The organism is Pseudonocardia sp. NPDC049154, from assembly GCF_040648315.1.
Lineage (GTDB): Bacteria > Actinomycetota > Actinomycetes > Mycobacteriales > Pseudonocardiaceae > Pseudonocardia.
This window is the reverse complement of record NZ_JBEZDN010000017.1, coordinates 16617-34482: the sequence shown is the minus strand read 5'-3', so window position 1 is coordinate 34482 and position 17866 is coordinate 16617. Positions and strand designations below refer to the sequence as shown.

Genomic DNA, 17866 nt, shown 5'->3' with positions numbered 1-17866 from the left:
GTCAGACGCTCCGTTCCGGGGTGGTGCCGATGAGGATCGCGGCGAGGGTGACCGGCGTGTCCGAGCGGTTGCGCCAGCCGTGGCGGGTGGCGTTCTGGACCACGACGTCGCCGGCGGCGAGGTGGGTGAGCTGTCCGTCGTCGAGTTCGAGCCAGACCTCGCCGTCGAGGACGATGGTGTAGTCGACCGTCGGGGTCGTGTGCATGCCGTCGGCCTCGAAGGTCTCGGCGAGCCCGGGGGAATGGGCGAGCTGCTCGGCCACGTAGCCGGGGCCGTCGAAGGCCGGGGTGCCCATCACCGCGTCCGGCGGCAGGGTGAGCAGGATCAGCCTGGTCCCGCCGGGGCCGGGCAGCAGCGACTCGGTCTTGCCGGTCGGGTCCTCGCCGACCTTGCTGACCGGGACGTCGGCGTCGGTGGCCCATACGACCGAGGAGACGAACCCCGGCAGCGAGGCGAACTCGTGGGTGCGGGGGGCGATCCCGTCGTCGACGACGACGGAGCGGCCCTGGGCGTCGTGCCCGGTGACGACCCTACGCATGCTGAACCTCCTGGTCGGTGCTGTTCTCGGTGCTGTTCTCGGTGCTGGTGCTGGGCAGGTCGTGGCGGAGCTCGGCGGCGGCGCGGAAGGCGGCCAGCTCGCGGGGGATGTCGGGGCCGCCGGGCTGGTACAGCACGGCGGTGGCGCCGGCGTCCTCGAGCCGTCGCAGGATGGCGGCGATCTCGGTGGCGGTGCCGGTCATGGTGCCCCGCCGGATGACGTCGCCGGTGAGGAAGCGGCGGTCGATGGCGTTGGGCTCGATCAAGTGGCCTCGGTAGAGTTCCAGGTGGCGGTGCCGCTCGTCGATCGCGTCGATCGCGGCCTGGTAGCCCGCAGCCTCGGGCATCCCGGCCAGCGGGCCGTGCTGGCCCATGTGCAGGGCGAGGGACGCCCCGGGGCCGGCGGCCTCGATCGCGCGCGGCGAGTCGATCGGCTCGTCGTCCTCGAGCACGGTGCCGTAGTAGGTCAGCTGGCAGGCGCCGTCGAACGGGACGGGGCGGTCGCCGTGGGTGGGGTTGGTGACCACGCCGGCGCCGAGGCGGGTGGCGGTGGCGAAACCCTTGGGGCCGTGGGCGCCCATCCAGATCGGCACCTCCAGCGGGTACCGGATGCCCGAGGCCGGGCTGTGCATCAGGCTGACCACGGTGCCGTCCCACTCGACCTGCTCACCTGCCAGCAGGGCCCGCAGCGCCTGCACGTAGCGCTCCAGGTCCGCCCAGCGCGCGGGCTTGCGGCCCAGATAGGTGGAGCTGGTGAACCCGGCGCCGACGCCGGCGTCGAACCGGCCCGGGGCGACGGTGGCCAGGTGCGCGATCAGCGCCGCGTTCATCGTCAGGTGCCGCAGGTGCGGGGTGAACACCGAGACCCCGAGGCGGATGGCGGTCGTGCGGGCGGCGGCCAGACCCAGGGTGATGCCGGTGTCGGCGTAGGACACCGGCACGTCGTAGACCCAGGCGCGCCGGTAGCCGAGCTCCTCGGCCAGCACGATGTGGTCGGGAGTGTCGAGTGCGGGCGCGAAGACGCAGTTGATCTCCATCGCGGTGCTCCTCACTGAGCAGTGGTGGTGGATGGTGCTGCGGGGTGGGCGGGTGGTGGACGGACGGTGCATCGCCGCGGCGAGTGCGACGGCGACGCCGATCCTCACGACACCGGGGCGGACGCGGCGGCGGCGAAGGACTTGAGATCGAACGCGGGGTCGCCCGCCTGGTCCGGGGACGGCGAGGCCCCCGCGGCGAGCAGCCGCCGGGCGGCGACGTGGTCGGCGGGCCGGTTGATCGACTCGACGGTCGCCAGCGTGCCCTCGCGGTAGCCGAGGACCGCGAACCGCCGGGTGCTCGGGTCGCCCCGGAGCACCTCGGTGTCGACCCCGGTGCCGAGGCCCGCGATCTGGAGCTTCAGGTCGCCCTGGTGGGTCCAGAACCACGGGACGGCGGTGTAGGGCTCGGGATTGCCGGCGATGCGGGCGGCCACGCACCTGGAGTGGTCGGCGGCGGCCTGCACGGACTCCAGACGGGCCCGCCTGCCGCTGACCGGCTCGGGGAACCAGGCGCAGTCGCCGACCGCGGAGATCGCCGGATCGCTGGTGCGCAGGTACTCGTCGACCATCACCCCGTCGCCGATGTCGAGCCCGGCGGCCTCCGCCAGGCGAACCTCGGGGGCGACTCCGACGGCCATCACGACCAGGTCGGCCCCGAACTCCACACCCGTCGTCGTGACAGCCCCGCTCACTCGGCCGCGGTGCCCGAGCACCTCGGTGATCCCGGTGCCGAGGAGCAGCTCTGTGCCCCAGGCGCGGTGGGCGTCGGCCACGAAGGAGCTCGTGGTCGGGGTGACCGCGCGCTCCATGACCCGGCCCGCGACGTCGACGACGACGGGGTGCACGCCGCGCTTGTGCGCCGCGGCGGCCACCTCCAGGCCGATGAAACCGGCCCCGACGGTGAGCACCGTGCGGGCGGTGTCGAGCCGGTCCCGCAGCGCGCGGGCATCGTCGAGGCCGCGCAGGACCAGCACATCGTCCAGGTCGGCGCCGACGATCGGTAGCGTCCGCGGCCGGGTCCCGGTGGCCAGGACGAGGTGGTCATAGTCGAGCCGCTCGCCGCCGGCTAGGCGCACGGTGCGGGCGCCGCGGTCGATCTCCTCGGCGTGCGCGCCGAGTCGCAGCGCGACGTCGTGGTCGGCGTACCAGCTCCCGGTGCGCAGGGCGAGGTGCTGCTCGTCGAGCGGGGCCGCGGCGAGGTAGGCCTTCGACAGCGGGGGTCGCTCGTAGGGGGCGTGCGACTCGCGCCCGACCACGGTCACCGGGCCGGTGAAGCCCTGCTCGCGCAGCGCGGCGGCCACCCCGGCGCCGGCCTGGCCCGCGCCGATCACCACGACCCGATCGGTGGTCACGGTCCCTCGCCGGCGACGTCGACTGTCAGGCCGTCGAGCGCGTCGGTGACCTCGATCTGGCAGCTGAGCCTGCTGCCCGCGGTGCGGGGCGCGGAGGTGCAGTCGAGCATCTCGTCTTCTTCGTCCGACACCGGCGGCAGCGAGCGGTCGGCGAGGTCCTGGTCGGCGACGTAGAAGTGGCAGGTCGCGCACATGGCCTGGCCGCCGCACTCCGCGACGATCCCGGGCACGCCGTGGGCGACCGCGGCCTTCATCACGCTGGCGCCCACGGGGGCGTCGACGCGGTCCTCGGCGCCGTCGAGTCGGCGGAAGGTGATCACGGGCATGGTCAGGTCCTCCAGGATGCGTCGAGGGCGAGCGGTCCGCGGAACACCCAGCCGGCCATCCGCACCGCGCCGGGTTCGGGGAGGGTCAGCTCGGGCAGCCGGCGGAACAGGGTCGGCAGGGCCACCTCGGCGATGGACACGCGGGCCACCCAGGTGCCCAGGCAGAAGTGCGGTCCGCCGCCGAAGGCGAGGTGCGCGCCGGAGCCGCGGCGGGTGTCGAACTCGTCCGGCCGCTCGAACACGCGCTCGTCCCGGTTCGCCGAGGAGATCACCACCCCGATCCGGTCGCCCGCCTCCAGCGTCCGGCCATCCAGGGTCGTGCGCTCGGTGACCTCGCGGGGGTACATGCCGATCGGCGAGACCCAGCGGACGGCCTCCTCGAACACCGTCCGCCACGCGATCTGTCCGGCGACGACGTCGGCGAGCTGGTCGGGGTGGGTCAGCAGCGCGTAAGTGGCGACGCCGATCGCGTCACGCGGCTCGTTCACCCCGCCGCCGATGAAGATCCGGACGTTGGTGCGGATCTCCTCGGGGGTCAGCGGGTCCTCGGCGTGCAGCATCGAGGAGAGCACGCTGCTGTCCGGGTTCTCCCGCACGAACGGCAGGGCCTCGTCGACGGCGGCGTCGACCTCCGCGACCGCGGCCGCGCAGCGGGTCCACACCTCAGGGTCGTCGCCGTAGTTGCCGCACCCGTCGATGAACGCCTGCGACCAGCGCTGAATGTCGGCCGGCGTGGCGGACCGCAGACCCAGGATCGTGCCCAGGTTCGCCCCGGCCAGCGGCCCAGCGAACTCGGCGAACAGGTCCACCGAGCCGCGCTCGAAGAACCCGTCGATCAGGGCGTCCGCGTTGCGCTGGAAGGCGGGCAGCCACTCGTTCTTCACCGCGCGGGGCCGCACCGGCCCCTCCGCCGCGGCGCGCAGCCGCTTGTGCGCCGCACCGTCCTGGCGCAGCAGGGTCCGGCCGATCGCCCGGTTCATCAACGAGTCCTGCTCCACCGAGCTGAACACGCGCTGGTCCCGCTCGACGGCAAGGACGTCCTCGTGGCGGGTGACGAGGTAGCGGCCGGCGGCTGGGACCCAGGCCACCGGGTCCTCGTCGCGCAGACGACGGAACACCGGGTACGGGTCGTCGGCGAGCTCGCTCAGCTGGACATCGGTTGCGACCGACGCTGTCGCCATTGGGAACCACCTCGGTTCGACTACGACGCTGTGTGAGCGCCTGGACCGAGAGTGACACCGGCCGATAGCGTGGAAAAGACAAAGGTTCCGATAGGTTTCATTGGAGATCCCTATGTCCCCGCGGTTCTCGTTGCGCCAGTTGGAGTTCTTCGTCGCCGTCGCCGACGCGGGATCGGTCAGCGCGGGCGCCGAGCGGTGCGGAGCCTCACAGGCAGGCGTCTCGCTCGCGATCAAGGACCTCGAACGCCACCTCGGCGTGCAGCTGTTGGTGCGCCGCCGCGCCAAGGGGGCGGCCCTGACCGAGGCGGGCAACCGGGTGCTCGTCGACGCCCGCAGGCTGCTCGAGGGGGCGACCGAGCTGCAGGACCTGGCCTCGGCTCAGGACAACCGGGTCAGCGGAACCCTGTCGGTGGGCTGCTACGTCACCCTCGCACCGTTCCTCATCCCGCCGGTGCTCGACGACTTCGCCTCCCGCCATCCCGACCTTGACGTCCGAGTCGTCGAGGGGGCGGCGGACGAGGTGCGCGAGGCCGTCCTGGACGGGCGCTGCGAGCTGGGCTTCCTCTACGACAACGACGGAGCCGGGGTGGCCCTGTCCTCGGTGACCGTCCGCACGAGCAGGCCCTACGTCATCCTCGCCGCCGACCACCCCCTCGCCGGCCGCAAGGCGATCAGCCTCGCCGAGATCGCCGGGGAGCCACTGATCATGTTCGACGTGCCCAGCGCCCGGAACGCCGCGCAGATGCTCGCCGAGGCCGGGCTCACCCCCAACCTGCGCCACTTGAGCTCGAACATCGAGGTGGTGCGGTGCCTGGTGGCCCGCGGCGTCGGCTACTCCATCCTCGTGCAGCAGTGGCCCACCGACGTCAGCTTCGAGGGCCGCCCGGTGGTGTCCCTGCCGATCCTCGACCCCACCCGCGAGCGCCGGGCGGTGCTGGCCTGGCCCGAGAAGGCCCGGCTCACCCGACGGGCCAGGGCACTCGTGGAGTTCTGCCGCACCTTGTAGGCCAACTTCATAGGCCGCAGTTATGCCGACCATCGGATTCTTCATGTTTTCCCAGGAGGCAGCCGCTGCCAGGCTCGGCGGCGTCCTGACGCAGCAAGGGAGCTCGCATGGAGATCGGTGTCTACGCGTCCTGCACGGACGAGACCCTGCGACCGGACGAGGTCGCCGTCCTCGTCGAACAGGCGGGGTTCGACGTGCTCCAGTTCGGTGAGCACACGCACATGCCCGTGCTCGACACGGCGCCAGGATCGGGGATGCCGCGCGACTGGGCGCGGCTCTACGACCTGCTGGTCGCGTTGAACACTGCCGCGCTGGCCACGGCTCGGCTGAGGGTGTCCTCGGGGATCATCCAGCTCGGGCACCGCGCGCCGATCGCCACCGCGAAGGCGCTGGCGAGTATCGACCTGCTGTCGGGGGGCCGGGTCGACCTCGTCGTCGGCCACGGGGCCATCCCTGAGCAGATGCGCAACCACGGCATCGACCCCGAGACGCGCTACGACGTCGTCCGCGAGCACATGCTCGCGATGCGGGAGATCTGGCGGGCGGACGAGGCGACGTTCCACGGCAAGTTCGTGGCGTTCGACCGGGTCCAGTCCTGGCCCAAACCGGAGCAGCCCGGTGGTGTCCCGATGTTCTTCGGCGGCAATTCCCCGGGATCCGAGGACCGCGCCCGCGCGTACGGGGACGGCTGGGCCCCGCTGGCCCTCGACGGGACACCCGAGCGCATCCGCGCCTTCACCGCCGGGGGAGCGGGGCAGCCCGTCGTTGCCGTCGGGCTGCCGACGGACCCCGCCGTCGTCGAGGAGTACGCGGACGCCGGCGCCGACCGCATCGTGTTCCGCCTCGCCTCGACCGAGCGCGATGGGATCGAGGCGGCGCTGGAGGAGGTCCGCGCTTGCGTGGCCGCAGTGGTCGGTTGAGCGAGCCCGTCAGCGCCGTGGGGGTGACAGCACGAGAACCACTCCCGCAGTGAGGGCGACGACGAGGATCGCGACCGCCATGGTGAGTGCGCTGACACCGCCCACCGACGCCAGCGGCGGCACGATCGCACCGACCGTGAACTGACACACGCCCACCAGGGCCGCCGCGGTACCCGCCACCGCGCCGTGGTCGGCGAGCGCCAGCGCCGTCCGTTCGGCAACGCCAGCCCGACGCTCGACACCACCACGAACAGCGGCACCAGCACCGCCCACACCGACGTGGTGGCCGTGACCCCGACGACGAGCGCGGCCCCGCCGGCCAGCGACATCAGGACCGCGACCTGCAGCAGCCGCACGGGCCGACCCGACCCACCAGCACGGCACTGCACCGCCCGGCGAGGGCGACCCCCAGCGCGTTGACGGCGAACATGATCCCGAAGGCCTGCGCGCCGAGGCCGTAGCCCTGCTGCAGCACGAAGCTGCCCATGCCGATGTAGACGAACATGCCGCAGAAGACCAGCGAGAGCACCAGCGTGGGGACCACGAACCCGCGGTCCCTCGCCACCGTGACCAGCGCCCGGCCGACGACTGCGAGCCCACCGGCCTGGCGGCGGTCCTCCGGCAGGGTCTCGCCCTGGGTGCGAGCGACCACGAACAGCAGGGCGCCGAACCCGGCGAGGGCCAGGAACACCCCTCGCCAGTCGGTGACGCGCAACAGCTGGCTGCCGAGCAGCGGGGCCACCACCGGCGCCACCCCGCTGACAATCATGAGCTGCGAGAAGGCGCGGGCCGCGGCGGTACCGGAGGCCAGGTCGCGGACCATCGCCCGCGCCACCACGATCCCGGTCGCGCCGCCCGCTCCGGTCAGCAGCCGGAGGATGAGCAGCACCTCGATGGAGGGTGCGACGGCGCACAACGCCGCCGAGACCGTGAACAGCGCGACCCCGACCAACAGGGGGGCGCGCCGTCCGACCCGGTCCGACAACGGACCGACCAGCAGCTGGCCAAGGGCCAGCCCGACCAGACAGGCCGACAGCGACGCCTGGCCGAGTGACTCACTGGTGTCGAGCGCCGCCGTCAGCTGGGGGAGCCCCGGCAGGTAAAGGTCGAGCGAGAGCGGCCCGAAGGTCGACAGCGCACCCAGCGCCAGGACTCGGCGCGCCGGCACCTTCTGCGCCGCGCTCATCCGAGCACGACCACCGAGCGGAGGACGTCGCCGTGGTGCATCTTCTCGAAGGCGGTCTCGATGTCGTCGAGGCCGATCTCCTCGGTCACGAACTTCTCCAGCGGCAGCCGGCCCTGCAGGTGCAGGTCGAGCAGTATCGGGAAGTCGCGGCTGGGCAGGCAGTCCCCGTACCAGCTCAGTCTCCGATCGACTTCTCCGCGAGATCGCCAGCAAGCTCTGGCCTACGTGCACCTCGCACGGGATCTTGCGCTCGAGCTCGAGAAATATGTCGCTCTGCCCGACCTTAAACCTGCCGCGCCTCCCCATTGACAACGAACAGCCGCTTCAGTCTGTCGACATCGAGCAAGCGGCAGCTCAAGTCCGCGACCACTGGAACGTGCCACGCGGCCCGATTAACGATGTCGTGCGACTGCTGGAGATGAACGGGATCGTTGCCGTCCGCTTTCGCGTCAGCATCGAGAAAGTCGACGCGTTCTGCGTCGACTTCCCTGACCGACCCGTCGTCGCTCTTGGCGCCGATAAGGGCCTGCGCGACCGCTCCCGCTTCGATGCAGTCCACGAGCTGGTGAGAGCGGCCTTCCTGGGTAAACGATCTTGTCTCGTGCTCAGTCGCGGAGGGCGTAATCGGTCGTAAGCGGTGACCAATGCGGTGACTGGGGACGGGCGACTCGGGCCTCCCCCGACGATCCTTGTTCATCGCCAACAGCCGCTCCGCATCTCCTCGAGGAGGCGCACGAGGTCCTCGTGACGAATCGGGCGGGGGTTGGCGTAGGGCGCGGACAGGGTCTCCTCGACGACCAGGTCGAGCTGCGACCGCTCGACGCCCAGTTCGGCGAGGCTGAGCGGCGCGCCCAGCCGGGCCGCCAGGTCTCGGAGCCCGTCCGCGGCGTCCGGTCCGTCGAGGGCGCGGCGCACGGCCGCATCGGCGTCTGGGGCGGCCGGGAGGTTGAACGCCGCGACGTACGGGAGGACGACCGCGTGGGTCTCGGCGTGGGGCAGATCGAGCATCCCGCCGAGGACGTGGCAGAGCTTGTGGTGCAGACCCATGGTCGTCGCACCGAGACAGGCGCCGCAGAGCCAGGCCCCCTCCAGGGCGGACGCTCGGGCGGCGTCGTCCGCCTCCGCCGCGGCGAGGGTGGGGAGCGCGGACGCGAGGTCGCGGATGCCGCGTTCCGCCATGGCCGCGACGACCGGAGAGCCGTCGGGTGCGTAGAGGGCCTCCATCGCGTGCGCGATCGCGTTGAGGCCGCTCACGGCGGCCACGGCGGCGGGCACGGTGCTGGTCAGGTCTGGGTCGTAGACGACCGCCGCGGGCAGCACCGCCCGGTCTCGCCCGGTCCGCTTCCGCGCGTTCTCGGTGAGGCCCCACACCGGGGTCATCTCCGAGCCCGCGTAGGTCGTCGGCAGCGCGACGTAGGGCAGGCCGACGCGGAGGGCCACGGCTTTGGCCAACCCGATAGTCGACCCGCCGCCCGCGGCGACGCACCCGTCGGCCGCCACCTCGGTGGCGGTCTTCGCGGCCTCGTCGACCGTGGGCACTGGTACGTGCCTCCGCGCCCGGTCGTGCATCCCGACGGCGCGGTCCCCGAGCACGGCCGCCACGCGTTCGGCGAGCCCGCGCTGTCCGGGCGTGGAGAGCACGAGGACGCGACGCAGACCAATCCGGTCCGTCTCCTCGCCCAGCCGCGCGAGCGAGCCCGGGCCGAACACCACCCGCATGGGCAGAGCCTCGTAGGCGACGACGTTCATGCCGCGGCCCTCGTCAGCCGGATGTCGAAGTGCGCGTGGCGGAACGGCGCCGAGACCCCGTACCGCTCGGCGTAGGCGGGTTCGGTCACCTCGGCGAACTCGGTGACCAGGCTCCCGCGCACCGCGAAGACGGCGTCGCCGTCGATGTAGGGGCTGTCCGCGACGAACATGTGCGTGGTCAGGGGGGTGTGCCCCGGCGCCTCGGCGATCACGTGCACGTGCGCGGGTCGGTAGGGGTGCCGGCGCGTCGCCGTGAGCAGGTCACCGACCGGGCCGTCGGTGGGGATCGGGTAGTGGCTGGGCACGACGGTCCGGAACCAGAACCGGCCCTTGTCGTCGGCGTGGAAGAGCCCGCGACCGTTGCCCGCCGGCTGGCTGTCCGGCTGCTGGACGTCGTAGAAGCCGTTCTCGTCGCACTGCCACACGTCGATCGTGGCCCCGGCCAGGGGCGTCCCGTCGACGTCTCGTACCGATCCGGTGACCACACAGGCCTCGCCCTTCCCGACGAGGTCGATCGACTCGCCGAGCTCGCGGACGGGCGAGTCCACCATGTGGAAGGGCCCCAGGACGGTGGACTCGGTGCCCGTGTCGGCGCCGTTGATCGTCTCGACCAGCATCGACACCCCGAGGACGTCGGAGAGCAGCACGAACTCCTGACGCGTGGCGTCCGACTTCTGCCCGACCGCGGTGAGGAACTCGACGGCCTGCTCCCACTCCCGGTTCGTCGGTCGCAGCTCCCGGACGGCGGCGTGGAGGTGCCGGGTGACCGTCGTGAGGATCTGTCTCAGCCGCGGGTCCGGTGTCTCGTCGATGCTCGCCAGGACGGCGTCGAGCAGGCTGCTCTCACTGTGGTCCATGGTCTCCTGCCCGGTCGGCGAGCGCGCCGGCGAACCAGTCGGCGACCACCGCGCTGCGCTCGGTCGAGTGGTTGTAGATGGTGTGCTCGCCGTCCGCCCACACCCGCAGGATGGCAGCACCGTGGTGCGCGGCGGCGTCGAGGAACGGCTGCTGCTCGTCGAGCCCGACGAGCGGGTCCTCGCCGCCGTGCAGGACGAGCACCGGGCAGTCGATGCGGTCCTCCGGCCGCAGCGCGGTCCGGTCGAAGTTCGCCTGGATCGCCGCCCGGTCGCGGGTGCCGAGCATGGCCTCGGCCTGCTCGACGTAGCTGCGGAAGGTCAGCAGCCGTGGGTGGGCCGGGGCGCCGTTGACACACACCGCGGCGACCCGCGGGTCCGACGCGGCGGTGGTGCCCGCGTACAGACCGCCGTTGCTGTTGCCCCACAGCCCGACGGGCCCGAGCCCCAGTCCGACGGCGTGGTCGACGAAGGCGCGGTACGCCGCGCGGACGTCGACGTCGAGCAGCACGCCGCCGTCGAGGCGCGTCCGGCCCTGGCCCGGACCCTCGGCGAGCAGGGCCGCGATGCCGCGCCGGTTGAGCGCCGCGGCCTGCCCGAGGTATGCCGGGCCCCAGCCGCTCTGCCCGCCGCAGACCACGACGGTGCCCAGGACGGGGCCGAGCGGCCGGAGCAGCCATCCGAACATCGTGCCGCCCGCGAAGGGGAGCTCGACGGCCTGCAGTCGGGGCAGCGAGACGGCGCCGGTCGCGCGCTGCGCGGCGGCGGAGGCCGTCGCCGCCAGCGCGGAGACGGTGTCGGTCAGCCTGCCGTAGAGCGCGCGCTTGCGGGGGCCGTCGGCGTTGAAGGCCATCTGCGCGAACACCAGGCAGGCGATCGCCGCTCTGTAGGCCTCCTCGGCGGTCGCCGTCCGGCCCTCCCGCGCGGCGTCGGCGGCGCGCTCGAGGTGGTGCTCCGCCAGGCCCTCGGCGGCGACGTCCCAGGCGGTGCCCGCCGTGGTCAGCCGACGGAGCTCGAGGACGTCGCCGTAGTCCATGCCGTAGTCGAGCATCCGGGTCGGTGACATCGCCCGCCAGAGGACCTCGGCGGGGGGCAGCTCGGGCCGGGCCTGGACGGTGTCGTCGCGCCAGGCCAGCCGCGCGCGGAGCTGGTCGAGCGCGGCCGGGAGTTCGGCGAGGGCGCCTGCCCAGAACAGGTGGAAGTCGGGCCGGCCGATGAACGCCTCGATCCCGTTGGCGCGCAGGTAGGCCGCGTAGGTGCCGTCGACGTCCTCGATATCCCGGCCGAGTACGGCCGTCGTCACGTCGAGCCGCTCGAGGAACTCCAGCTGCGCGGCGTCGAGTACCGACTTCGGGTCCGCTTCGGTGACCAGGCTGAACCCACGCCCGACGACGTCGTCGAACAGGCCCTTGGCCCCGTCCCTGCTCACCACACCCTGCGGGACGAGCGTGCCGGCCAGCGCGGAGGGCCGCCCATCGGGACCGTGGTGGACCACGCCGGCCCCGATGATCGGGAAGGGCGGGGGCGGCGGTGCGGTGCCGTCCCGGAACGCCTGGTCCCGCGCCGCGGCGGCAACCGGGTCGTGGGTGTTCGCCACCCTGCCCAGCGCGCTGGAGATCTCGGTGATCGCGGTCGCGTGCGGACGGCGCTCGGCCTCGTAGGTGTCCAGCAGCGCGTCGCCAGCGAGACCGCGCAGGACCAGGTCGAGCTTCCAGCCCAGCGTCAGGCCGTCGCGCATCCCGGAGCAGGCGCCCTGACCCATGTACGGCGGAGTGGTGTGGGCCGCGTCGCCGATCAGGAAGACGCGTCCCTCCCGCCACCGCTCGGCGATCCTGCCCTGGAACGTATAGACGATCTGGCGAAGGATCTTGACGTCCTCCGGGCCCAGCCCGTGCGTATCGCGCAGCCAGGTCCAGGCGAATTCGGGACGCTCGAACTCGGCGGCGTCCTCGCCGTGCAGAACGGCCAGCTCGAACCGCTGGCGGCTCTTCCCGATCGGCATGTGCATCGAGCCGCGCACCGGGTCGCAGTACTGGGTGAGGCTGCTGAACCGGTCCGGCAGCGGACGGAGCCGCTCGGTGTCGAGGTTGAGCCAGCGGTCGTCGACACCGTTGTCGCTGCGGTCGATACCCAGGGTGGTGCGGACGAAGCTGTTGGCGCCGTCGGCCCCCACCACGTACTTCGCCCGGACGACGCGCTCCTCGCCGCCGTGCGACCACTGTCCGGTGCGGGACTGGGTCCAGGGCCGGGCGGCGATCTCGACACCGTCGTCCTGCGGTCGGAGGGCGACCACGGACCAGCCCTGCTCGACCGCGACATGGCCGGAGGCCCGCGCGTGGACGTCGATCGCGTCCTCGATGTCCGGCTGGTAGATCGACAGGTGTGCAGGGTGACCGCAGGAGCTCCCGCGCCAGTCCAGCTCGAGCAGCTCTTCGCCGCGGCCGTTGAGGTAGCGGTAGTTCGAGATGGGCTCTGCATCGCGCAGAGCGTGGTCGAGGTCTCCGACTGCCTGGACGATCCGGGCGGTCTCCCCGTCGATGTGGGTGAGGCGGGGCAGCCCGTACAGCGACGGCCACCGCTCGAAGACCACCACCGAGTGGCCGACCTTGCCGAGGGCGGAAGCCAGGACGAGCCCGGAGGGGCCGTACCCGACGATGGCGACGTCGTAGTCGTGGTTCACGATCAGGTCTCCTGTCGACGCGGAGCGGCGGCGCTCCTGCGGATCGCCGTGAGGTTAGGCGCGGTCGCGCGCCGGTTCGATCCGCTTCGCGCCAGGCCGATCCGTCCCGCGCCGCGCATTCAGACCGTCGCCACGCCGCTGACCGGCGACCCCACAGCGCCGGGGAGCCGCAGCGGGGGAGCGGTGAGCAGGAAGCGGGAGCGGCTGTGCTCACGGAGCCAGGCCGCGAGGTCCGCCAGGTACCACATCTCGCCGAGTGGGATGCCCTGCTTGAACAGGCAGTGGGTGTGCAGCGGGAGGACCGAGTCGGCCCCGGGCGCGGGGTCGAGGCTGAACGGCTCCACGGCGAGGTTGTCGGCTACGATCGCCGACAACCCGCTGTCCGTGATCCACTCCAGCAGTCGGCCGTCCTGGCTGTCGAGGACCGCGCACTGCTCCAGGGCCTCGTGGGTGAGATCGTCACCGAGTTCGAGCATGATCGCGGTGAGTCCGGTGTGGAGGCAGAAGACGTCTCCGGGCTCGACGGTGACGGCCTGCGCGGCCATGATCTCGGTCAGTTGGTCGTAGCCGACGGCGACGCGGTCGTGGCCCAGCGCCCGTTCCAGGTCGACCAGCACGCCGCGTCCCTGCACCCCGGTCTGGGCCATGGTCTCGATCCCGAGCGCGTCGGCATGCGGGGTGACCGAACCTGCTGGATCGCCGATCACGTCGACGTCGGCCCGGTAGCCGTTGTAGTAGCAGATGGCGGGCTCGCCGGTGTCGTCGAGATCGAACAGGGCGCCGTGGTGGGCGAAGGAGTCCCACTGCGTCGAGTACTGCAGGTGGATCACCGCGAGATCGTCGCTGACCACGTCGGGCACCGAGGGCAGGAAGCGGTGGTTGTGGCCGAGCGGGGTGCTGGCCAGCTCGGGCGGCTTCCGCGGGCCCGCGATGTACTCGCCCTTCGGGAAGTCGAGCGGGAGGCTGAGCGGGAAGGCGATGCCCTCTCGGACTTCTCGGACGGCAGCGAGCCTGCATTCGGCGGTGATCAGGTTCAACCGGCCGAGCTGGTCGTCCACGCCGAACTCGCCCCAGTTCGAACCCTCGGGGCGGCGTGCCCATCGCGTCATCGATGTCCTCCTGTCGATCGTGGCGGGAGCAGCGTGCGACGACCGGTATCTCTTGTAAAGAAGGCACCGCTGAGATATGTAGGTACCCCATGGATACCGAGCCGGTGTACTCCGCAGGCTGTCCGTCGCGGACCGTCGTCGACGTGCTCGCCAACAAGTGGGTGCTCTACGTGCTGGACCTCCTCGGCCAGGCCGAGCGACCCCTGCGGTTCACCGAGGTGCGTCGGGCCGTCGAAGGTGTGACTCAGAAGTCGTTGACCAAGACACTGCGCACGCTTGAGCGGGACGGGCTGGTCGACCGACGCGTGCACGCGACCGTCCCGCCGCGTGTCGAGTACCGGCTGACCGGGCTCGGCCGGGAGATCGGCCCGCTACTCGGGGCGATCGACGACTGGGCCAAGCGGAACGCCGACACCGTCGTCGCCGCGCGCGCGTCCTTCGACGCGGCCGCGCCTACCGAGGCCGTCCCTGCGACCGAGTGGACCTCGCGAGTCTGACTACGGCCCGACCGTAGAATGTGGGGATGCCGATGCCAAGGCCGGGCCTCAAGGACGTCGCCCGGCGCGCGGGTGTGGGCATCTCGTCCGTCTCCCGGGTGCTGTCCGGTCATCCGGACGTGAGCGCCGGAATGCGGGACCGGGTCATGGCGGCGGTGACCGAAATCGGCTACCGGCCGGACATCTTCGCTCGCGGGCTGCGTGGCGGGCCGACCATGTCGGTCGGGCTCGTGATCGGCGACATCTCGAACCCGCTGCTGTCGGAGATCAGCCTCGGTGCGGAGGGCGCGCTGCGCCGCGCGGGCTACTCCCTGCTGTTCGTCAACTCGATGAACGATCCCGCGCTCGAGGCGCAGAACATCCTGCTGTTCCGCGACCGCCACGTCGACGGGTTGTTGTTGTCGCTCAGCGCCGAGGACGACGCCGACGTGCTGGCCGCCCTGCAGACGATCGAGGCACCCCTGGTGCTGATCGACCGCGAGCTCGACGACCCGGGCGACCTGCTGCGGCCGAGCGCGGTGCTGTGCGACCACCGGGGCGGCATGCGCGCCGCCATCTCCCACCTGCTCGACCTCGGGCACCGCCGGATCGGGTGCATCCTCGGCGGACACGCGCGGTTCGCGCGCATGAGGCGCCGGGGGGTGGAGGAGGCGTACGCCGAGCGCGGCCTCCCCGCCGGCTACTCGATCGTCCAGGGTCCGCTCGACGCGGACCACGGGCAGGCCGCGACCTCCCGGCTGCTGGACATGCGGGAGCGGCCGACGGCGCTGGTCGCCGGGGGGAACCAACTACTCAAGGGCTGCCTGCGCGAGCTGAGGCTGCGGGGGGTGTCGATCGGGACGGACCTGTCGCTGGTGAGCTGCGACGAGACCGACCTGACCGAGATGCTCGATCCGTCGATCGCAGTCGTGCGGCGCGACACCCATGAGTTGGGCCGCGCGGCCGCCGAGCTGCTGCTGCGCCGCATCCAGGATCCCGACGAGGGCCCGGTGACCTCCGTGCTGCCCACCGTGTTCGTGCCGCGGCCGAGCTGCGGTCCGGTGCGGGAGGCCGCCGGTACCTGACCGGACGGCCTCCCCGCGGCCGGGTGCCGGTGCGGTCAGGCGGCGTCGACCCGGTGGAAGCGGATGTACTCCTCGTCGAGCTCCCAGCCCAGGCCAGGACGGTTCGGCAGCGTGATGTGCCCGTCGACGAGCGGCGGGCGGTTGGCGATGAGGTTCCACCACACCGGGTCCCGCTGCGGGTCGAAGCACTCCGAGTAGAGCCCGTGCGGGATCGAGGCGAGCAGGTGGCTCGACAGCTGGGGCTCCTCGTGGTGGCCCATCTTCACGTCGAACGTGGTGGCCATCGCGGCGACCCGGCGCCACTCAGTGGGCCCGCCCGTCCAGGAGGCGTCGAAGTTGCAGACGTCGATGGCGCCCTCGACCATCAGGTCGCGGGCGCCGCCCGCGGAGAACTCGCTCTGACCGGCGCAGACGCGCACCTCGGTGGCGTACCGGACGTCCCGCATGGCGCGGCGGTCGTTGTGCCAGCGGCACGGCTCCTCCATCCAGAGCAGGTCGAGATCGGCGACCCGGCGGCAGAAGGTGACCGCCTCCTCGACCGTCCAGCCCTGATTGGCGTCCGCGGCCAGCACGAAGTCGGGGCCGGCGGCCTCGCGGGCCCGCCGGAACCGCTCCGCGTCGGCGACCGGGTCGGCGCCACCGACCTTGAACTTCATCCCGGCGAGTCCGCGGTCCTTCAGCACGGCGATCTCGTCCTCGATGCTGAGCGGGCTGTCGTAGTACCCGCCGATCGAGATCATCGGGATGGAGTTCCGGAAGCCGCCCCAGAGGCGCCACAACGGCTGGCCCAGGAACTTGCCCACCGCGTCCCAGATGGCGGCGTCGACGGACGCGCAGGCGACAAGCCCCAGTCGCCGGTCGCGCAGGATGTCGAACGTGGCAGGCCTGGCCAACGACCAGCAACGTTCGACCGCCATCGCGTCCTCGCCGATGAGTCGTGGCTCGATCTCCCGGTGGATGATCGCGTCGATCTCTAGGAGGGCGGCGTCCTCGTCGCCGGCGTACGCCTCGCCGATCACACCCTCCTCGGTGTGGACCCGCGTGACGATGGTCGAGCGGTGGCTCATCTGGTAGTAGCTGCCGCGGAACACGCGCTCGAGAGGGACCCGGACGGGCACGGTCTCGATCGCGCGGATGGTCAGGCCAGTCAGGCTCGGGGCGTGGTCGGTGACCGGCGATAGGTCGAGAGTCATGAAGATCAGGCTCCTCTGTTCTGGAAACGTTGCCAGGTTAGCAGGCGGGTGGTGACCGCTTCCAGACCTTGGCTGTGGCGCTCTGGACGAGGTCTATATCCAGTCTGAAGTGCGGTAATGTGCGACGAAACAGAAGGTCTAGGCGCCGCCACAGCGGACTGGTAAGGTTCCCAGTCGTCGCAGGACGTAATGCCGCGACGCTCCCCTCGGGAGCTCTTGTGATTCCCACGACGGAGGTCGAGTCATGACGACGATCGATGCTGATTTGCGTCGCAAGAACCGGAAGGCCGTGGAGACCTTCATCGACACGAACAAGCGTGACCGGTACCTGGACCAGTGGGCTGAGGACGGCGTGAAGGAACTGCCGTTCGCGGTCCTCGAGGAGACCCGATGGGCCGGGATCGCCGAGGTCCGCCGCAACAGCGAGGAGAACGCCGTCCGGCGCGCCGGCGGCGATGCCTCCCGCCTCGACCTGCGCATCTTCGAGTCCGCCGACCCGAACGTCTTCTGGATCACCAACCGGTGCTCCGAGGAGAAGACCTTCAATGGCGCCCCGTACCCGCAGCGCTACGTTCACCAGCTCGTCCTGCGGGACGGCAAGGTGGTCGTCTACCGGGAGTTCTTCAGCTCCCTGGTGCTCGAGCGCGCGCTGCTCCGCCAGGCACCGCCCGCGCTGCACGGCTGGACGCCGGTGCCCTACGACCCGCCGCAGGAGTTCGACGAGGCCACGGCCGCCGCGTCTGCCGAGAGCGCGCGCGTCGTCGAGGCCTGGCTCACCGCCGATCTCGCCGACCCCAAGTCTCGTGACGAGCTGTGGGCCGACGACGCGGTCTTCGAGTTCCCCTTCGCCCCGCCGAACCAGGCGAAGGCGGCGTGGCAGGGTCGCGACGAACTCCAGACGCGTGCCGAGTGGGTGGCCGAGCACTTCGTGGGTGCGGCCCACGTCGACGTCGAGCTGTTCCCCTCGGTGGACCCGGGCCTGGTGTGGGCTCGCAGCCGGATGGCCGACTCGGCGACCGCCTTCGGCCGGCCCTACCCGCAGACCTACCTGTTCGCGTTCGCCGTGCGCGACGGCCGAATCCAGCTGGCGCAGGTCTACAGCGACCCACTGCTGTTCGCGACCGTCGTCCCCCTCGCGGGCTGAGCCCAGCCGAGTCGGACGGACGTCACCAGAG

General features: G+C 71.8%; 18 protein-coding genes and 1 pseudogene. 5 read left to right on the top strand and 14 right to left on the bottom strand.

The genetic code is table 11. From position 1 onward, the window contains the following. Window position 1 precedes the first annotated feature (1 nt). From AB0B41_RS11930 to AB0B41_RS11910, 5 genes are all read right to left on the bottom strand, one after another. Window positions 2-538, bottom strand: coding sequence for a cupin domain-containing protein (locus AB0B41_RS11930; RefSeq protein ID WP_358201896.1), 537 nt, complete (start codon window positions 536-538; stop codon window positions 2-4). Next, entirely contained in the window at window positions 531-1574 is a 1044-nt protein-coding gene (locus tag AB0B41_RS11925; protein WP_358201894.1) for an LLM class flavin-dependent oxidoreductase, read from the bottom strand. The genes AB0B41_RS11930 and AB0B41_RS11925 overlap by 8 nt, the downstream gene beginning before the upstream one ends. Before the next feature lie 104 nt (window positions 1575-1678). Continuing rightward, complete coding sequence (locus AB0B41_RS11920) at window positions 1679-2926, bottom strand: FAD-dependent oxidoreductase (protein WP_358201891.1); 1248 nt, start codon at window positions 2924-2926, stop codon at window positions 1679-1681. Further along, window positions 2923-3252: a 2Fe-2S iron-sulfur cluster-binding protein gene (locus AB0B41_RS11915; RefSeq protein WP_358201889.1), complete on the bottom strand. Its 330-nt coding sequence runs from the start codon at window positions 3250-3252 to the stop codon at window positions 2923-2925. Before AB0B41_RS11915 ends, AB0B41_RS11920 begins: the two co-directional genes overlap by 4 nt. A gap of 2 nt (window positions 3253-3254) precedes the next feature. After that, complete coding sequence (locus AB0B41_RS11910; protein WP_358201887.1) at window positions 3255-4433, bottom strand: cytochrome P450; 1179 nt, start codon at window positions 4431-4433, stop codon at window positions 3255-3257. A gap of 112 nt (window positions 4434-4545) precedes the next feature. Here AB0B41_RS11910 and AB0B41_RS11905 point away from each other — a divergent pair, with 112 nt between their 5' ends. Next, complete coding sequence (locus tag AB0B41_RS11905; RefSeq protein WP_358201885.1) at window positions 4546-5439, top strand: LysR substrate-binding domain-containing protein; 894 nt, start codon at window positions 4546-4548, stop codon at window positions 5437-5439. A 107-nt stretch (window positions 5440-5546) separates the two neighbouring features. Then, entirely contained in the window at window positions 5547-6359 is an 813-nt protein-coding gene (locus AB0B41_RS11900; protein WP_358201883.1) for a TIGR03619 family F420-dependent LLM class oxidoreductase, read from the top strand. 9 nt (window positions 6360-6368) lie between these two features. On the opposite strand, the gene AB0B41_RS11895 is transcribed toward AB0B41_RS11900, so the two are convergent. The 8 genes and pseudogenes from AB0B41_RS11895 to AB0B41_RS11860 form a co-directional block, all read right to left on the bottom strand. After that, a complete protein-coding gene (locus AB0B41_RS11895) occupies window positions 6369-6632 on the bottom strand; it encodes a hypothetical protein (protein ID WP_358201881.1) in 264 nt (87 codons plus the stop codon). 55 nt (window positions 6633-6687) lie between these two features. After that, window positions 6688-7545, bottom strand: coding sequence for a multidrug effflux MFS transporter (locus tag AB0B41_RS11890; protein WP_358201879.1), 858 nt, complete (start codon window positions 7543-7545; stop codon window positions 6688-6690). Beyond that, window positions 7542-7721, bottom strand: a pseudogene (locus AB0B41_RS11885) (S-(hydroxymethyl)mycothiol dehydrogenase); the annotation flags it as partial. The pseudogene AB0B41_RS11885 and the gene AB0B41_RS11890, both read right to left, overlap by 4 nt. 107 nt (window positions 7722-7828) lie before the next feature. After that, window positions 7829-8104: a hypothetical protein gene (locus AB0B41_RS11880; protein WP_358201877.1), complete on the bottom strand. Its 276-nt coding sequence runs from the start codon at window positions 8102-8104 to the stop codon at window positions 7829-7831. Between the two features lie 134 nt (window positions 8105-8238). Continuing rightward, window positions 8239-9294 (bottom strand): maleylacetate reductase, encoded by a 1056-nt coding sequence (locus AB0B41_RS11875; protein WP_358201874.1) that lies wholly within the window; start codon window positions 9292-9294, stop codon window positions 8239-8241. Continuing rightward, the gene (locus AB0B41_RS11870) at window positions 9291-10151 is read right to left on the bottom strand and encodes a dioxygenase (RefSeq protein WP_358201872.1); all 861 of its coding nucleotides are present in this window, start codon (window positions 10149-10151) and stop codon (window positions 9291-9293) included. The genes AB0B41_RS11875 and AB0B41_RS11870 overlap by 4 nt, the downstream gene beginning before the upstream one ends. Continuing rightward, entirely contained in the window at window positions 10138-12828 is a 2691-nt protein-coding gene (locus AB0B41_RS11865; protein ID WP_358201870.1) for a bifunctional 3-(3-hydroxy-phenyl)propionate/3-hydroxycinnamic acid hydroxylase, read from the bottom strand. Before AB0B41_RS11865 ends, AB0B41_RS11870 begins: the two co-directional genes overlap by 14 nt. A 119-nt stretch (window positions 12829-12947) precedes the next feature. Continuing rightward, the gene (locus tag AB0B41_RS11860; protein WP_358201868.1) at window positions 12948-13937 is read right to left on the bottom strand and encodes a cyclase family protein; all 990 of its coding nucleotides are present in this window, start codon (window positions 13935-13937) and stop codon (window positions 12948-12950) included. A gap of 89 nt (window positions 13938-14026) precedes the next feature. On the opposite strand from AB0B41_RS11860, the gene AB0B41_RS11855 reads away from it, so the two are divergent. Both AB0B41_RS11855 and AB0B41_RS11850 read left to right on the top strand, forming a co-directional pair. Continuing rightward, a complete protein-coding gene (locus AB0B41_RS11855) occupies window positions 14027-14434 on the top strand; it encodes a helix-turn-helix domain-containing protein (RefSeq protein ID WP_358201866.1) in 408 nt (135 codons plus the stop codon). A 26-nt stretch (window positions 14435-14460) separates the two neighbouring features. Beyond that, on the top strand, window positions 14461-15498 hold the full coding sequence (locus AB0B41_RS11850) for a LacI family DNA-binding transcriptional regulator (protein ID WP_358201864.1): 1038 nt from the start codon (window positions 14461-14463) through the stop codon (window positions 15496-15498). Between the two features lie 35 nt (window positions 15499-15533). Here AB0B41_RS11850 and AB0B41_RS11845 read toward each other — a convergent pair whose 3' ends face one another. Then, window positions 15534-16691 carry a mandelate racemase/muconate lactonizing enzyme family protein gene (locus tag AB0B41_RS11845; protein ID WP_358201862.1) on the bottom strand — a complete coding sequence of 386 codons (1158 nt, stop codon included), beginning with the start codon at window positions 16689-16691 and terminating at the stop codon, window positions 15534-15536. A 244-nt stretch (window positions 16692-16935) separates the two neighbouring features. On the opposite strand from AB0B41_RS11845, the gene AB0B41_RS11840 reads away from it, so the two are divergent. Further along, entirely contained in the window at window positions 16936-17835 is a 900-nt protein-coding gene (locus AB0B41_RS11840; protein ID WP_358201860.1) for a PhzA/PhzB family protein, read from the top strand. The last annotated feature ends 31 nt before the right edge of the window (window positions 17836-17866 follow it).

Excerpts from the sequence above, each read along its gene's own strand:
- AB0B41_RS11890 (WP_358201879.1), bottom strand. The coding sequence starts at position 7,545 with ATGAGCGCGGCGCAGAAGGTGCCGGCGCGCCGAGTCCTGGCGCTGGGT.
- AB0B41_RS11860 (WP_358201868.1), bottom strand. The coding sequence starts at position 13,937 with ATGACGCGATGGGCACGCCGCCCCGAGGGTTCGAACTGGGGCGAGTTC.
- AB0B41_RS11870 (WP_358201872.1), bottom strand. The coding sequence starts at position 10,151 with ATGGACCACAGTGAGAGCAGCCTGCTCGACGCCGTCCTGGCGAGCATC.
- AB0B41_RS11910 (WP_358201887.1), bottom strand. The coding sequence starts at position 4,433 with ATGGCGACAGCGTCGGTCGCAACCGATGTCCAGCTGAGCGAGCTCGCC.
- AB0B41_RS11845 (WP_358201862.1), bottom strand. The coding sequence starts at position 16,691 with ATGACTCTCGACCTATCGCCGGTCACCGACCACGCCCCGAGCCTGACT.
- AB0B41_RS11925 (WP_358201894.1), bottom strand. The coding sequence starts at position 1,574 with ATGGAGATCAACTGCGTCTTCGCGCCCGCACTCGACACTCCCGACCAC.
- AB0B41_RS11915 (WP_358201889.1), bottom strand. The coding sequence starts at position 3,252 with ATGCCCGTGATCACCTTCCGCCGACTCGACGGCGCCGAGGACCGCGTC.
- AB0B41_RS11840 (WP_358201860.1), top strand. The coding sequence starts at position 16,936 with ATGACGACGATCGATGCTGATTTGCGTCGCAAGAACCGGAAGGCCGTG.
- AB0B41_RS11905 (WP_358201885.1), top strand. The coding sequence starts at position 4,546 with ATGTCCCCGCGGTTCTCGTTGCGCCAGTTGGAGTTCTTCGTCGCCGTC.
- AB0B41_RS11855 (WP_358201866.1), top strand. The coding sequence starts at position 14,027 with ATGGATACCGAGCCGGTGTACTCCGCAGGCTGTCCGTCGCGGACCGTC.
- AB0B41_RS11900 (WP_358201883.1), top strand. The coding sequence starts at position 5,547 with ATGGAGATCGGTGTCTACGCGTCCTGCACGGACGAGACCCTGCGACCG.
- AB0B41_RS11850 (WP_358201864.1), top strand. The coding sequence starts at position 14,461 with ATGCCGATGCCAAGGCCGGGCCTCAAGGACGTCGCCCGGCGCGCGGGT.
- AB0B41_RS11930 (WP_358201896.1), bottom strand. The coding sequence starts at position 538 with ATGCGTAGGGTCGTCACCGGGCACGACGCCCAGGGCCGCTCCGTCGTC.
- AB0B41_RS11875 (WP_358201874.1), bottom strand. The coding sequence starts at position 9,294 with ATGAACGTCGTCGCCTACGAGGCTCTGCCCATGCGGGTGGTGTTCGGC.